Annotated in this window: 11 protein-coding genes and 1 tRNA gene; 7 read left to right on the plus strand and 5 right to left on the minus strand. The window is 67.0% G+C overall.

Features of this window, described 5'->3' with window-relative positions; translation table 11 throughout:
• Window positions 1-108: 108 nt before the first annotated feature.
• From AC1Z3O_RS03500 to AC1Z3O_RS03515, 4 genes are all read left to right on the plus strand, one after another.
• Window positions 109-558, plus strand: coding sequence for a GatB/YqeY domain-containing protein (locus tag AC1Z3O_RS03500; RefSeq protein WP_483513553.1), 450 nt, complete (start codon window positions 109-111; stop codon window positions 556-558).
• Between the two features lie 258 nt (window positions 559-816).
• Window positions 817-2,631, plus strand: coding sequence for a DNA primase (gene dnaG, locus AC1Z3O_RS03505; RefSeq protein WP_483513554.1), 1,815 nt, complete (start codon window positions 817-819; stop codon window positions 2,629-2,631).
• Between the two features lie 192 nt (window positions 2,632-2,823).
• Window positions 2,824-5,385 carry an RNA polymerase sigma factor RpoD gene (gene rpoD, locus AC1Z3O_RS03510; protein WP_483513556.1) on the plus strand — a complete coding sequence of 854 codons (2,562 nt, stop codon included), beginning with the start codon at window positions 2,824-2,826 and terminating at the stop codon, window positions 5,383-5,385.
• 54 nt (window positions 5,386-5,439) lie between these two features.
• A tRNA-Ile gene (locus AC1Z3O_RS03515) sits at window positions 5,440-5,518 on the plus strand.
• A gap of 618 nt (window positions 5,519-6,136) precedes the next feature.
• Here the strand turns inward: AC1Z3O_RS03515 and AC1Z3O_RS03520 are convergent.
• On the minus strand, window positions 6,137-6,325 hold the full coding sequence (locus tag AC1Z3O_RS03520; protein WP_483513558.1) for a hypothetical protein: 189 nt from the start codon (window positions 6,323-6,325) through the stop codon (window positions 6,137-6,139).
• 338 nt (window positions 6,326-6,663) lie between these two features.
• Here AC1Z3O_RS03520 and AC1Z3O_RS03525 point away from each other — a divergent pair, with 338 nt between their 5' ends.
• Window positions 6,664-8,178: a DEAD/DEAH box helicase gene (locus AC1Z3O_RS03525; protein WP_483513560.1), complete on the plus strand. Its 1,515-nt coding sequence runs from the start codon at window positions 6,664-6,666 to the stop codon at window positions 8,176-8,178.
• Window positions 8,179-8,397: 219 nt separating this feature from the next.
• On the opposite strand, the gene AC1Z3O_RS03530 is transcribed toward AC1Z3O_RS03525, so the two are convergent.
• The 3 genes from AC1Z3O_RS03530 to AC1Z3O_RS03540 form a co-directional block, all read right to left on the minus strand.
• Window positions 8,398-8,730 (minus strand): type 1 fimbrial protein, encoded by a 333-nt coding sequence (locus AC1Z3O_RS03530; protein ID WP_483513562.1) that lies wholly within the window; start codon window positions 8,728-8,730, stop codon window positions 8,398-8,400.
• 484 nt (window positions 8,731-9,214) lie between these two features.
• Complete coding sequence (gene gluQRS, locus AC1Z3O_RS03535; protein ID WP_483513564.1) at window positions 9,215-10,126, minus strand: tRNA glutamyl-Q(34) synthetase GluQRS; 912 nt, start codon at window positions 10,124-10,126, stop codon at window positions 9,215-9,217.
• A gap of 2 nt (window positions 10,127-10,128) precedes the next feature.
• Window positions 10,129-11,061, minus strand: coding sequence for a LysR family transcriptional regulator (locus tag AC1Z3O_RS03540; protein ID WP_483513566.1), 933 nt, complete (start codon window positions 11,059-11,061; stop codon window positions 10,129-10,131).
• A 151-nt stretch (window positions 11,062-11,212) separates the two neighbouring features.
• Here AC1Z3O_RS03540 and AC1Z3O_RS03545 point away from each other — a divergent pair, with 151 nt between their 5' ends.
• Together AC1Z3O_RS03545 and AC1Z3O_RS03550 are read left to right on the plus strand one after the other, a co-directional pair.
• Window positions 11,213-11,911: a pirin family protein gene (locus tag AC1Z3O_RS03545; RefSeq protein WP_483513568.1), complete on the plus strand. Its 699-nt coding sequence runs from the start codon at window positions 11,213-11,215 to the stop codon at window positions 11,909-11,911.
• 172 nt (window positions 11,912-12,083) lie between these two features.
• Entirely contained in the window at window positions 12,084-13,076 is a 993-nt protein-coding gene (locus tag AC1Z3O_RS03550) for a CobD/CbiB family protein (RefSeq protein WP_483513570.1), read from the plus strand.
• 174 nt (window positions 13,077-13,250) lie between these two features.
• On the opposite strand, the gene AC1Z3O_RS03555 is transcribed toward AC1Z3O_RS03550, so the two are convergent.
• Complete coding sequence (locus AC1Z3O_RS03555) at window positions 13,251-13,556, minus strand: putative signal transducing protein (protein ID WP_483513572.1); 306 nt, start codon at window positions 13,554-13,556, stop codon at window positions 13,251-13,253.
• Window positions 13,557-13,582: the final 26 nt, after the last annotated feature.

A 13,582-nucleotide genomic window follows, 5' to 3' on the forward strand; every position in this document is an offset into this window, starting at 1 on the left:
GGGCATCGCTCCGGCGGGTTTTTGCGTTTTGGCGGCGCATGCCGCGCCGCTTGCCGCACTTCGCGGCGTCCGTCCTTTTCCGCTCCCCCCTCACTACGGAACATTGTCATGTCCCTCAAAGCCCGCATCAGTGAAGACATGAAGGCCGCCATGCGCGCCCGCGAAGCCGAGCGTCTCGGCACCATCCGCCTGCTGCTGGCCGCGATCAAGCAGCGCGAGGTCGATGAGCGCATCGAGCTGGACGACGCTGCCGTGCTGGCCGTGGTCGAAAAGCTGATCAAGCAGCGCAAGGACGCTATCGAGCAGTTTCAGCAGGCCGGTCGCGACGACCTGGTTGACAAAGAGTCCGCCGAGGTCGAGGTGCTCAAGGTCTATATGCCGGCAGCCCTGTCGGAGGCCGAGGTGGCCGCCGAGGTGCAGCGCGCCGTGACCGAAAGCGGCGCCGCCGGTCCGCAGGACATGGGCAAGGTGATGGGCCTGGTCAAGGCGCGGCTGGCCGGCCGCGCGGACATGACGGCCGTCTCGGCTCTGGTCAAGGCTGCGCTGGCCCCGAAGTAAGCGCGTCGACCGCGGAAGGGGGCATATCTTCCTCCTTCCCTTGCCGGGTTTGCGCCGGGATCGCGCCGGATTCAACGCCGTTCGCCGCGGAATGCGGCATCAATGTGCGCAATTGTCGTCATTCTGGGGCGGGCGACGAACCCTGCACTACAATATTCCCATAACGGGCGGGACATCCCGTCCCGTTTGCATGCACGCCAGACCAAAGAACGGGCCGCCGCACGCGCGGGCGGTCCGCCCATCAGGACGAACAGCCGGGTGATTCCGCAATCCTTTATTCAAGACCTGCTCAACCGTGTCGACATCGTCGACGTGGTGGGGAAGTATGTGCAGCTGAAAAAGGGTGGGGCGAACTTCATGGGGCTGTGCCCCTTCCACAATGAGAAGTCGCCGTCGTTCACGGTGTCGCCGACCAAGCAGTTCTACCACTGCTTCGGCTGTGGCGCGCACGGTTCGGCCATCGGCTTCCTGATGGAGTATTCGGGCCAGTCCTACCCCGATGCGGTGCGCGAGCTGGCCCAGTCGGTCGGCCTGACCGTGCCGGAGGAGCGCGACCGCCTGCCTCCCGCCCAGCGCGCCGAGCAGCAGGCCCGCTCGCTGGCCCTGACCGAGGCCATGACGCGCGCCACCGATTTCTATCGCCGGCAATTGCGCGGCGCCCAGCAGGCCATCCAGTACCTCAAGGGGCGGGGCCTGACTGGCGAGATCGCGGCGCATTTCGGCCTGGGCTACGCCCCCGATGACTGGCAGGGGCTGGAGTCGGTGTTCGGCAGCTACCGCGATGACGCCGTGGCCGGCCCGCTGGTGGAGGCGGGCCTGCTGATCGAGAACGCCGAGCGGCGCGATGCCGACGGCAAGCCGCGCCGCTACGACCGCTTCCGCGACCGCATCATGTTCCCCATCCGCAACACGAAGGGGCAGGTGATCGGCTTTGGCGGCCGCGTGCTGGGGCAGGGCGAGCCGAAATACCTGAATTCGCCCGAAACCCCGTTGTTCAGCAAGGGTACCGAGCTGTATGGCCTGTTCGAGGCGCGCCACGCGATCCGGGAAACCGGCTATGTTCTGGTGGTCGAAGGCTATATGGACGTCGTGGCGCTGGCGCAGCTGGGTTTCGGCAACGCGGTGGCTACGCTGGGCACGGCATGCACGGCGGTACACGTACAGAAGCTGCTGCGGCAGACCGATGCGGTGGTGTTCTCCTTCGACGGCGATACGGCCGGCCGGCGGGCGGCCAGGCGGGCGCTGGAGGCCTGCCTGCCGCACCTGGCCGACAACAAGACGATCCGCTTCCTCTTCCTGCCTGCCGAGCACGATCCCGACAGCTATGTGCGCGAAGAGGGCACGGATGCCTTCGCCGCCCAGGTGCGCGATGCGATGCCGCTGTCGCGCTTCCTGCTGCAGACGGTGACCGAGGAGCAGGACCTGCGCCAGCCCGAAGGGCGCGCGCGGGCCCAGTACGAGGCCAGGCCGCTGCTGCAGGCGATGCCGGCCGGCGGGCTGCGGCTGCAGATCGTGCGCGAACTGGCCGAAGCCACCGGCACCACGCCGGCCGAGATCGAGGCGGTCTGCGGCTTGCGCAGCGACCCCGCGCGCGCCGGCCGCTTCGCCCAGCCGCGGCCGCGTGCCAAGCGGCAGGCGCCGACCGGACTGGAACAGCGCTTGCTCCAGCTGCTGATGGGGTTTCCGCAGTTCGCTGCGCGGCTCGACGAAGATAGCCGCGCCTTGCTGCTCGATCCCGATCAGCCGCAGGCGGAAGTGCTGGCGCACCTGGTGGCCGCCTGCGACCAGGTGCAGGGCGAGGTGAATTTCGCGGCCTTCAGCGAGCAGCTGGCGCAATCGCCGTATGCTGAGGTCTACGCCAATGTGCGCACGGCGGTGCTGCGTGAGGAGATCGAGGCGGAGCCGGCCGAGCTGGAGTTCGACGCGGCCGTCACCAAGTTGCTGGCCGAGCCGCTGCGGCGGGAACTCGAGGGGCTGCAGGCCGCCGTGGTCAATGGTGTGGCGGATGAGGCAGCCAAGGAGCGGATGCTCTGGCTGGTGAGTGAAATCAATCGGCGCCGGCGGCTGGGATGAGCCCGCGGCGCGGCAGGGAGGTGGGCAGTAAGGCGTAAATGGCGGCGGACGGCTGTGGATGAGCGTTCTTAAGCCTTGATTTTTCAGGTGAATGCCCCACCTGAGAGGAGGCCGGCTATTGTTGACGTGCTACAATAGGCGGTTTGGATTGCGAGATCTTTCTTCCCAGTTCTGGTGAAAGTGAGCGTGCCAATGGCAAAGGCCAAAGCAACCGAAAAGGTTTCCACGAAGGCTCCCCAATCCGGGAGCGGCAAGGCGTCTGCAAAGACGACGACGGCACGATCAGCCGCGCCGGTCAAGACGCAAGCCAGGCCTTTGCCAGCGAAGTCAGCGCGTGATGCCGATGCGGCCAAGTCAGCCGCGGCGTCGGTCGCGACCACTGCAGCCGGAATTCGTGCATCCAAGAAGACACAGCCCTCGACTTCGGCACGCGAGAGCGGTGAAAGCGCCCCCAGCGGCGTCCATGCAAGCGCAAATACGGGCGGCAGCCATGCCGCGCCTGTACCTGTGAGAGGCAAGAGTATCACCGTGGCGAAACAGCAGAATACCGAAGTCGAGAACGAGCGTACGGCAGCAGCCGCAACCAAGGCCACCCCGGCCAAGGCGCGTGCCGCTTCCACCGCCCCCGCTGCACCCGAGCGCCCCGCCGCTGCGGCCGCCAAGCCGGAGCCGAAGAAGCGCGGCCGCAAGCCCAAGGCCGAGATGCAGCACGACGACAGCACCACAGACGACGTGACTGAAGAGTTCTACGAAGACGAGATTCCCGCAGCCGCACCGGCCGCTGCGCCGAAGACCGAGAAGCAGAAGGCCAAGGACCGCAAGGCCAAGGAAAAGGCCCTGCTGAAGGAATTCGCCTCGACCCAGCAAGGCACTGAGGAAGAGCTCGAGGCACGCCGCCAGAAGCTCAAGGCGCTGATCAAGCTGGGCAAGTCGCGCGGCTACCTGACCTACGCGGAAATCAACGATCACCTGCCGGACGACATGGTCGATTCGGAAACGATCGACACCTTGGTCGCGACGTTGAACGACATCGGCATCGCCGTCTACGAGCAGGCGCCCGACGCAGAGACGCTGCTGCTCAACGACAACGCGCCGTCCGCGACCAGCGAGGAAGAGGCCGAGGAAGAGGCCGAGGCCGCGCTGTCCACCGTCGACTCCGAGTTCGGCCGCACCACCGACCCGGTGCGCATGTACATGCGCGAGATGGGCACGGTGGAACTGCTCACGCGCGAAGGCGAGATCGAGATCGCCAAGCGCATCGAAGCCGGCCTGAAGGACATGGTGATGGCCATTTCCGCCTGCCCGGTCACGATCTCCGAGATCCTGGCCCAGGCCGAGCGCGTGGCCAACGAGGAGATCAAGATCGACGAATTCGTCGATGGCCTGATCGATCCGAATGCCGAGTCGGCTGCAGAGGCCGGCTCGCAAGGCAGCGCCGCATCCTCCGACGACGAAGACCTCGATGAGGAAGAGGCCGAAGAGGAAGAGGAAGAGGAAGAAGAGGACGAAGCCGGCGCCGGTGCTTCCGCGCGCCAGCTCGAGGAACTCAAGCTGGCCTCGCTGGAGAAGTTCCGCATCATCGCCGAGCAGTTCGACAAGATGCGCCGTGCCTTCGAAAAGGAAGGCTACAAGTCCAAGTCCTATGTGAAGGCGCAGGAGGCCATCCAGGCCGAGCTGATCGGCTTCCGCTTCACCGCGCGCAACGTCGAGCGCCTGTGCGACACGCTGCGCGGCCAGGTGGACGAGGTGCGCAAGCTCGAGCGTGCGATCCTGAATATCGTGGTGGACAAGTGTGGCATGCCGCGCGTGGAGTTCGTCGCCCGCTTCCCGGGCAACGAGACGAACCTCGAGTGGATCGATGGCGTGATCGGCGACGGCAAGGGCTACAGCGCCATCGTCGAGCGCAACGTGCCCGCCGTGCGTGAACTGCAGCAGAAGCTGATCGACCTGCAGGCGCGCGTGGTGCTGCCGCTCAAGGAGCTGAAGGACGTCAACCGCAAGATGTCCGAAGGCGAGAAGCGCGCCCGCGAAGCCAAGCGCGAGATGACCGAGGCCAACCTGCGCCTGGTGATCTCGATCGCCAAGAAGTACACCAACCGCGGCCTGCAGTTCCTCGACCTGATCCAGGAAGGCAACATCGGCCTGATGAAGGCGGTGGACAAGTTCGAATACCGCCGCGGCTACAAGTTCTCGACCTACGCCACGTGGTGGATCCGCCAGGCCATCACGCGCTCGATCGCCGACCAGGCACGCACCATCCGCATTCCGGTGCACATGATCGAGACGATCAACAAGATGAACCGCATCTCGCGCCAGATCCTGCAGGAAACCGGCAACGAGCCGGATCCGGCAACGCTGGCCGAGAAGATGGAGATGCCGGAGGACAAGATCCGCAAGATCATGAAGATCGCCAAGGAGCCGATCTCCATGGAAACGCCGATCGGTGACGACGACGACTCCCATCTGGGCGACTTCATCGAGGACACCAACACGCTGGCCCCGGCCGAGGCTGCGCTGCACGGCTCGATGCGCGACGTGGTCAAGGACGTGCTGGATTCGCTGACGCCGCGCGAAGCCAAGGTGCTGCGCATGCGCTTCGGCATCGAAATGAGCACCGACCACACGCTGGAAGAGGTCGGCAAGCAGTTCGACGTGACGCGCGAACGGATCCGCCAGATCGAGGCCAAGGCGCTGCGCAAGCTGCGTCATCCGAGCCGCTCCGACAAGCTGAAGAGCTTCCTGGAAGGCAACTGATCCTGAGATAATGCAGGGACGGACCCGGCCCCGGCCGGGTCCTTCGCGTTTTCCGGGCCTCTAGCTCATGCTTGGTTAGAGCAGCGGACTCATAATCCGTTGGTGCCGTGTTCGACTCACGGGAGGCCCACCATCTGTGAAAAGGGCCTGCAGGCTGATGCCTGCAGGCCCTTTTTCCATTCCTGCGCGGCCCATGGGCGCAAGCCCGGGGGATTCAGGGCGGATATCGCGGGCGGCAAGTCTCGCCGCGCAGATGCGCTGTGCGAAGGCTGTGTGTCCGCTGTACCCCGCGTTCGGGTGTTGCGCCCCATTGCGTTCGCATCCAGCATTCGCATGGGGCAGCTTGACGGCTCCCCGCTACCAATTGACCCCGCGGCCTGATGGCCGCGGGTTTTTTTATGCGCCGCCGCTGCCGGGCCCCATAGGGAAGGGCGTGAGCTTCTGCTGTCGTGTGCCGGCCAGGTATTCGCGCAGTACGGCTTCGTCCGGCCCGAAGGCCGCGCTGGCCGATCCCGTCGTGCAGGACTAGATGCTGAAGGCTGGCACGGTGGCGTCGTATCAGGCGCCGGACCAGATGGCCGCGCGCATGTGCGACGACCAAAGGAAGTGAGGGAAGGTGATCCGGGGTACAGGCATCCAGGGCGATTGACGGCCCTGTGCTTTGCCGGCGGGGGGGAAGGCGGACAGGCGCCGTCTCCCACCTTGTCTGTGCCGCGCCGCCTCGGGGCGCGTTGTCGTGGCCTGCGGCGCGCTATGCGCGCGGTTGCCACGCTGGCGCGGCAGGCGGCGCAAAATCAGCCACGGGCAGGCCGCTGGCTTGCGGCGCGCCGTCATCGGCGTTCACCGGTGCGGACATCGCGGATTCCGCGGTGGCGCCAAGCCCCAGGAAGATGCCCGAGATGAGCAGGAAGTGGTGCAGGGCGAGGCGTGTGGGTTCCATCAGGTGCGTCAGGTGTGTGGCCGTTAAGTCGGGTGAAGGGGCTGGTCGCCGGACCGGCTTTCCAGTTGCCGGTGCCGCGGCGTCGCAGCGGCGATCATCGTCTGCCAACATGACAATGTGGTGACATGTGCGCGTCTGTCACGGATGGGCGTTGTGCGGTCGTGCTGTTCACCGATGCGGCTCTGATGCTAAAATGTAAGTCTTTGATTCTCATGGGCTATTGATTTTGCCGGCATGCCCCGGCAAGCATGCCGCCAAGCCGCGGCACGAATCAGCCAGCCCGCCCCGAGACGCGTGTCCGCTGGCGCCGGGTTCGCCTCCCGCCAGACACCGAAATCATGACCACGACTAGCCAAGCAGACACTGCAGCCTCCGCAGACACGACCGACAACGCAATCACCTTCGACAGCTTCGGGCTGGATCCGCGCATCCTGCGCGCCTTGTCCGACCAGGGCTACACCAAGCCGACGCCGATCCAGGCGCAGGCAATCCCGGTGGTGCTGCTGGGCAAGGACGTCATGGGCGCGGCCCAGACCGGTACCGGCAAGACGGCCGGATTCGCCCTGCCCATCATCCAGCGCCTGCTGCCGCTGGCCAATGGCAGTGCCTCGCCGGCACGCCACCCGGTGCGCGCGCTGATGCTGACGCCCACGCGCGAGCTGGCCGACCAGGTCTACGACAATGTCGCGCGCTACGCCAAGCACACCGACCTGCGCAGCACGGTGGTGTTCGGCGGTGTCGACATGAACCCGCAGACCGACGCGCTGCGCCGTGGCGTCGAGATCCTGGTGGCCACGCCGGGCCGCCTGCTCGACCACGTGCAGCAGAAGTCGGTCAACCTGTCGCAGGTGCAGATGCTGGTGCTGGACGAGGCCGACCGCATGCTCGACATGGGCTTCCTGCCGGACCTGCAGCGCATCATCAACCTGCTGCCCGCGCAACGCCAGACCCTGCTGTTCTCGGCCACCTTCTCGCCCGAGATCAAGCGGCTGGCCTCGAGCTACCTGACCGAGCCCGTCACCATCGAAGTCGCGCGCAGCAACTCGGCCAACGAGAACGTGCGCCAGACCGTGTACCAGGTCGAAGACGGCCAGAAGCAGGCCGCCGTCGTGCACCTGCTCAAGCAGCGCGCCGACCAGGGCCTGTCGCGCCAGTGCATCGTCTTCGTCAACAGCAAGATCGGCTGCTCGCGCCTGGCGCGCCACCTGGAGCGCGAAGGCATCAACGCCGCCGCCATCCATGGCGACAAGACGCAGACCGAGCGCATGCAGACGCTGGATGGCTTCAAGGGCGGCACCATCGACGCGCTGGTCGCGACCGACGTGGCCGCGCGCGGGCTGGACATCCCCGACATGCCCTGCGTGATCAACTTCGACCTGCCGTTCAGCGCTGAGGACTACGTGCACCGCATCGGCCGCACGGGCCGTGCCGGCGCCAGCGGTGACGCGCTTTCCGTGTTCCAGCCCGGCGACGAACGCCTGCTGACCGATATCGAGAAGCTGATCAAGCGCAGCATTCCGCGTGGCACGCTGGAGGGTTTCGATCCCACCGGCGAGCGCGCCCGCAGCGAGGATGGCGATCGCCGCCGTGCCCGCTCGGAAGTGCGCCGGGCCCGCGGCGACAGCGAAGAGCGCCCGCGCCGCAAGGACGGCAACGGCGCGAACCAGCGTCAGGCTTTCCGTGCCTCGGACGATCCCTTCTTCTCCCGGCCCTACGAGCCCAGCCCCAGTAGCGCCGCTGCTGCGGCCACCAAGCAGACCGAGGAAGCGGCCCTTGCCGCGCTGGGCCGGGGCCGCTCGGCACCCAAGCGCCCGCTGGCGGCGCTGCTTGGCGGGGTGCCGCGCAAGTCCTGAGCGCCGGGTTTGCCGGCGGGCGTGGCGGCCGGCTGGCCGCCACCGCATGGCCTCACGCCAGCCGGCGCGAGGCCTCCAAACTTCCTCCTCCTTCCTCCTCCCTCCTTCTCCCCCTTCATCTTTCCCGCTCGTTTCCACTCGCATCCCCACATGCGCCGGAACGAAGGGGGCCATCCTTCAACGCCTGACTGAACGGCATGGCGGCGCACGAGCTCGTGATCACATATAGGTCACGATCGCGATCATTCTTGTGCCCCGGCCTGGCGCCGCGGCCGGAAGAGCGATCGGGGCAGCGGACTGCGTCAGTCGGGCCGTCTGCAATGTCGCGCGGCCGTCCAGGTTCACGAGGTCAAGGCCGGCGGCGACAGGGCGCGGACAGCTCGGGCGCAATCGGGCGGCGCCGGACTCATCTACCGAGACCTGGAAGGAGCAAGGCGGCTCCACGATCATGCCCGTAAAGCGAAGAATGCCGCTCTGCGCATGCACCATTCCTGCGGAGCCAAGCAGGGTGGCGGCAATGGTGAACCGAGCAAGTAGCGGGCGAACGGACATGGCGCTTCTCCATTGGAAATTGACTAGGTGGGCTGAGCGGGTCTTGACCATCGATTCCGGAATTGCCGTCAGCCTTACCCCGTCAACGGCGCGGCGGGCGGCAGGATTGATTGGGGTAAACAATGAGAATAAAAGTGCACATCGCCACTGGCTTTCTGAGTGAAATAGGATATTTCGCCTATTTAATGATCAGAAGAGCCTTTTATTTATTTCAGAAGTAAGCGAGAAGAAGTAAGCGAGAAGAAGATTTGATTCCCTGGGGGCGCGAGCGGACTTACCGGAAGCCGGACCGAGATCAGCGCGTACGATTGCTGCTCGGGTGGCAGTGCGTTCCGCGCATCGGTGTCAGTGATTTCCGAGGAGATCGGGCGACCGGGCGGACGCCCGTGCCGAAAGCGGGCGGCACTTTCCTGCAGATATCCGCCGCTGCCGGCGGCGAGGAGGCGCTGCGACCATCCGGCGCCAGGCCGGACAGATGCCGGGCTCAGGCCGAGTGCGGCCGGGGCAGGGTGGTGAGCAGTGCGGCCCAGTCCGTCGTGGCGCGGGTCAGCCAGTCCGCGATGTCCGTGGCCGCGTTGGACAGGCCCAGATGGGAACCGGCCGCGCGCAGGGCGTCCAGCGGGGGCAGGCCGTCGATGGCCTCGGCACCGCTCTGCTTGCTCAGCTTTTCGCCGACGGGGTTCACCACCACGGGCACATGCAGGTAGGACGGCGTGGGGATGCCGAGCAGATGTTGCAGATGGATCTGGCGCGGCGTGGAGTCGAGCAGGTCCGCGCCGCGCACGATGTGGGTGATGCCCTGCAGCGCATCGTCGACCACTACCGCGAGCTGGTAGGCCCATAGCCCGTCCGCGCGGCGCAACACGAAGTCGCCCAGGTCGGTGGCAAGGTTCTGGCACTGCCGGCCCTGCCAGCGGTCGTCGAAGCAGACCGTTGCGCCATCGCCGTCCGGCACGCGCACGCGCCAGGCGCGCGGGAGCTTGCCGTTCAGGCCGTGCCGGCAGGTGCCAGGGTAGGCCAGGGTCTGGTGGCGTTCGCGCACGTGTACCAGGGAATCGGCAATCTCCTTGCGCGAGCAGCCGCAGGGATAGACCTGGCCCGCCGCCTCGAGGCCTTGCAGTGCCGTGGCGTAGTGGGGTTCGCGCCGGCTTTGCCATAGCGGCGGCTCGTCGGGATGCATGCCGAGCGCGGCCAGCGTGCGCAGGATCGAGTCGTCGGCACCACGCACGCAGCGTGGATAGTCGATGTCCTCGATGCGTACCAGCCAGGTGCCGCCGTGTGCGCGCGCGTCCAGCCAGCTGGCCAGCGCGGTGACCAGCGAGCCCATGTGCAGCGGGCCGGTCGGGGAGGGGGCGAAGCGGCCGCGATAGGCGCCGCCTGCCGTGCTTGCCGCCATCTTCAGTCTGCCGCCTCGGGCTGGCCAGGGACGAACTGCAGCAGCGCTTGCGCCAGGCGCGGGTCGTCCAGCTTGCGCGCCCACCACTGCAGCGCCTTGCCGCGTGTGCTGGTGCGCCAGGCGACCTTGAAATTGCCAGTCCCGCGTACCTCGACCGTTTCCTTGGCCTGCAGCACGCCGCTCTCGATATAAGGCTGGGCCATCGGTGCCGGCAGCCAGCCGCATCCGAGCCCGCGGATCTGCGCCTCCAGCTTGTCGCGCATGCTGGGCACCACCAGCACGTCCTGGCCGGCCAGCACGCCATAGGTGCGGGTGGGCAGGTTGCGCGACGTGTCCCCCACGGCCACGCTGCGGTGCATGGCGATCTGGGTGGTGGTCAGCGGGCCCGCCTCCGCCGCCAGCGGGTGGTGGGCGGCCACGGCGAAGACGAAGGGCAGGCTGCCGAGCGCGCGCACCTGGAAGCCCTGGGCGCTGGGTGCGTCGTAGGCGCCGCCGATGATCAGGTCGGCGCGGTTGCTCACCAGCGCGTCCCAGGACCCGCCCAGCACTTCCTTGGAGAAGCGCAGCCGGGTGGCGGTGTTCTCGGCATAGAAGTCCTGGATGACGGGCAAGAGCGCGCGGAAGTTGATCAGGTCATCCACCGCGATCGTGAGCGTGGCTTCCCAGCCGGTGGCCAGCCGCTTGACGCGCCGTTCCAGGTCATCGGCCGCGTGCAGCAGGTGCCGGCCTTCGTCCAGCAGCGCGCGCCCGGCGGGGGTCAGCTCGGCGCGATGGCGGCGGCGGTCGAACAGCAGGACGTCCAGGTCTTCCTCGAGCTTGCGGACCACGTAGGTGAGGGCGGAGGGCACCTTGCCCATCTCGTGCGCGGCGGCGGCGAAGCTGCCCTTGCGCTCGATGGCATCGAGCACCTCAAGCGATTCGAGGGAGAGAGGCATGTTCAGAAATTCTGAATGATTGCTACTAATGTCGTGCCGACGACTATACTCCTGCTCCCCTAAACTTCCTAGCGTCAAGACGAAATCTCCCTTGCAATGTGCGCCGGATCTGGTGTGCTTCGTCAAGGGGCTAATCAGGAGAGCCGTCAAAATGATTGAAATCAGGAAGTCGGGCGAGCGTGGCTATGCTGATCACGGCTGGCTCAAGTCGTATCACACCTTCTCCTTTGCCGAATACTACGATCCGCACCATGTGCAGTTCGGGCCGCTGCGAGTGATCAACGAGGACCGCGTCGCGCCTGGCATGGGTTTCGGCACGCACGGGCACCGCGACATGGAGATCATCAGCTACGTGCTGGAAGGCGAGTTGGCGCACCGCGACAGCATGGGCAATGGCAGCGTGATCCGGCCGGGCGACGTGCAGCGCATGAGCGCGGGCACCGGCGTGCGGCATTCGGAGTACAACCATGCCGACCACGAGGTGACGCACTTCTTGCAGATCTGGATCCTGCCGGATCAAACGGGGATCGCGCCCGGCTATGAGGAAAAGCGCTTCGAGGCCGCCGACAAGCGGGGCCGGCTGCGCCTGGTGGCCAGTCCCGACGGCAGCGACGGCTCGGTGCTGATCCACCAGGACATGCGCCTGTATGCCGGTCTGTTCGACGGTGAGGAAAGCGCCAGGCTGGAGATTGCCCCGGGGCGCCGCGCCTATGTGCATGTGGCGCGCGGCCGCGTCTGTGTGAATGGCCAGGCACTGGAGGCCGGCGACGCCGCGCAGATGGAGGATGTGCAGGCGGTCGAGCTGTCGCAGGGCAGCGGCGCCGAGGTGCTGGTCTTCGACCTGCCTTGAGCGTTGAGTGACGCCGGGTCACCTGCCCGCCAAGCGAGCCCGCCGGGTGCCCCGGCGGGCTTTCTTGCCTCTTCGGGGAGGCATGGCCGTGTGCTATCTTCTCGCTATCGGCATGCGGCCGTGCCGGCACTTGGCCTGACCCGCGTTGCGGCCGTCGTCACCCTGACCTGCAATGACCTTCGTTTCTGTTCTTCTCGCGCTGATTGCCGAGCAGTTCCGCGCCCTGGGCCGCAACAATCCCATTTATGACATCGTGCGCGTGCTGGCCGATCGCGCCGAGCGTGCATTCGACACCGGGCGCAAGCGCGACGCGCGGCTGGCGTGGTTCACGGTGGTGGTGCCGCTGACGCTGGGGGTGATGGTGGTGCATTACCTGCTGGCTTCCATCAGCGTCGCGCTGACGCTGGCCTGGAACGTGCTGCTGCTCTACCTCACGCTGGGCTTCCGCCAGTTCAGCCATTACTTCACCGACATCCACGAAGCGCTGAATCGCGACGACCTGGTGGCCGCGCGCGCGCTGCTGCATGAATGGACGGGGCTGGAGACGGTGGACATGCCTGTCACCGAGATCGTGCGGCACACGCTGGAGGCCGCGATCGTGGCCGCGCACCGCCATGTGTTCGGCGTCTTCTTCTGGTTCCTGGTGCCCATCGGCCCCGGCGGCGTCGTGCTGTACCGCACGGCCGAATACCTCAGCCGCCACTGGAACGTGTCCTCTGCCGAACGCAGCCCCACGCTGGGGCGATTTGCCGCGCAAGCCTTCTACGTGCTCGACTGGCTGCCCTCGCGCCTGACCGCGATCGGCTTCGCCATCGTGGGCAACTTCGAGGATGCGGTCTACGCCTGGCGCAATCACGCGCGCAAGTTCAACGACAGCGTCAACGGCATCCTGCTCGCCAGCGGCGGCGGCGCGCTCGGCGTGCGCCTGGGCACGCCGCTGGCCGAGGACGATTCCAGCGTGGTGCTGCGCACCATCCCGGCCGGCCCCGCGCTGGACTACGCGCCCGAGCCGGAAGGCGAGAGCGGGCCCGAGCCGGCCCCGCCGGAGTTCGGTGCCGACCCCGGCGTGCGCACGCTGCAGTCGGCCGTCGGCCTGGTCTGGCGCGCCGTGGTGCTGTGGATGCTGCTGCTGGCGATGCTGTCGCTGGCGCTCTGGGTGGGGTGAGCGTCCGGGCGGCCTGCGGGTCGCCGGCGCGTCTTGCCCCCGAGGCCGGCCGTTGCGCCGGCCTTTCTTTTTGCGGTGTCCCTTTTGCGGCATCCGCCGTGCCCTGAGCTGGCGTTTTCCCCTGCCCGCGAACTGGCGGGTGGGCTGCTTCCTGAAGGGCTACCCGCTGAAGGGCTACTCGCGGCTGGCACCGCACTGCCAGCAGGCGCCGAACTGCGCTTCGTGCCATTCGCCACAGCGCGCGCACTGCCAGCGCGGACCGGGTGCCGGCCGGGCTGCGGCCTCCAGCACCGCCCGGGCTTCCGCTTCCTTGTCGGTATCGAGCAGCCAGACCTGGGGGGCGCTTTCCTGGAAGGGGATGTCGCCGGTCGCGCCGCCCAGCCAGATGTTGCGCACTTCCGCGCGGATGCCGGCCGCGGCCAGCAGGTTGCGGCAGTGCGTCGCGTGGATCAGGGAAGCGGTCGACAGCAGCAGTTTCATCGTTGCGCGCCCTCGGCGGCCGCCGG

This window comes from Cupriavidus sp. 09_S30, assembly GCF_056930435.1.

Excerpts from the sequence above, each read along its gene's own strand:
- AC1Z3O_RS03500 (WP_483513553.1), top strand. The coding sequence starts at position 109 with ATGTCCCTCAAAGCCCGCATCAGTGAAGACATGAAGGCCGCCATGCGC.
- rpoD (WP_483513556.1), top strand. The coding sequence starts at position 2,824 with ATGGCAAAGGCCAAAGCAACCGAAAAGGTTTCCACGAAGGCTCCCCAA.
- AC1Z3O_RS03520 (WP_483513558.1), bottom strand. The coding sequence starts at position 6,325 with ATGGAACCCACACGCCTCGCCCTGCACCACTTCCTGCTCATCTCGGGC.
- AC1Z3O_RS03525 (WP_483513560.1), top strand. The coding sequence starts at position 6,664 with ATGACCACGACTAGCCAAGCAGACACTGCAGCCTCCGCAGACACGACC.
- AC1Z3O_RS03530 (WP_483513562.1), bottom strand. The coding sequence starts at position 8,730 with ATGTCCGTTCGCCCGCTACTTGCTCGGTTCACCATTGCCGCCACCCTG.
- gluQRS (WP_483513564.1), bottom strand. The coding sequence starts at position 10,126 with ATGGCGGCAAGCACGGCAGGCGGCGCCTATCGCGGCCGCTTCGCCCCC.
- AC1Z3O_RS03540 (WP_483513566.1), bottom strand. The coding sequence starts at position 11,061 with ATGCCTCTCTCCCTCGAATCGCTTGAGGTGCTCGATGCCATCGAGCGC.
- AC1Z3O_RS03545 (WP_483513568.1), top strand. The coding sequence starts at position 11,213 with ATGATTGAAATCAGGAAGTCGGGCGAGCGTGGCTATGCTGATCACGGC.
- AC1Z3O_RS03550 (WP_483513570.1), top strand. The coding sequence starts at position 12,084 with ATGACCTTCGTTTCTGTTCTTCTCGCGCTGATTGCCGAGCAGTTCCGC.
- AC1Z3O_RS03555 (WP_483513572.1), bottom strand. The coding sequence starts at position 13,556 with ATGAAACTGCTGCTGTCGACCGCTTCCCTGATCCACGCGACGCACTGC.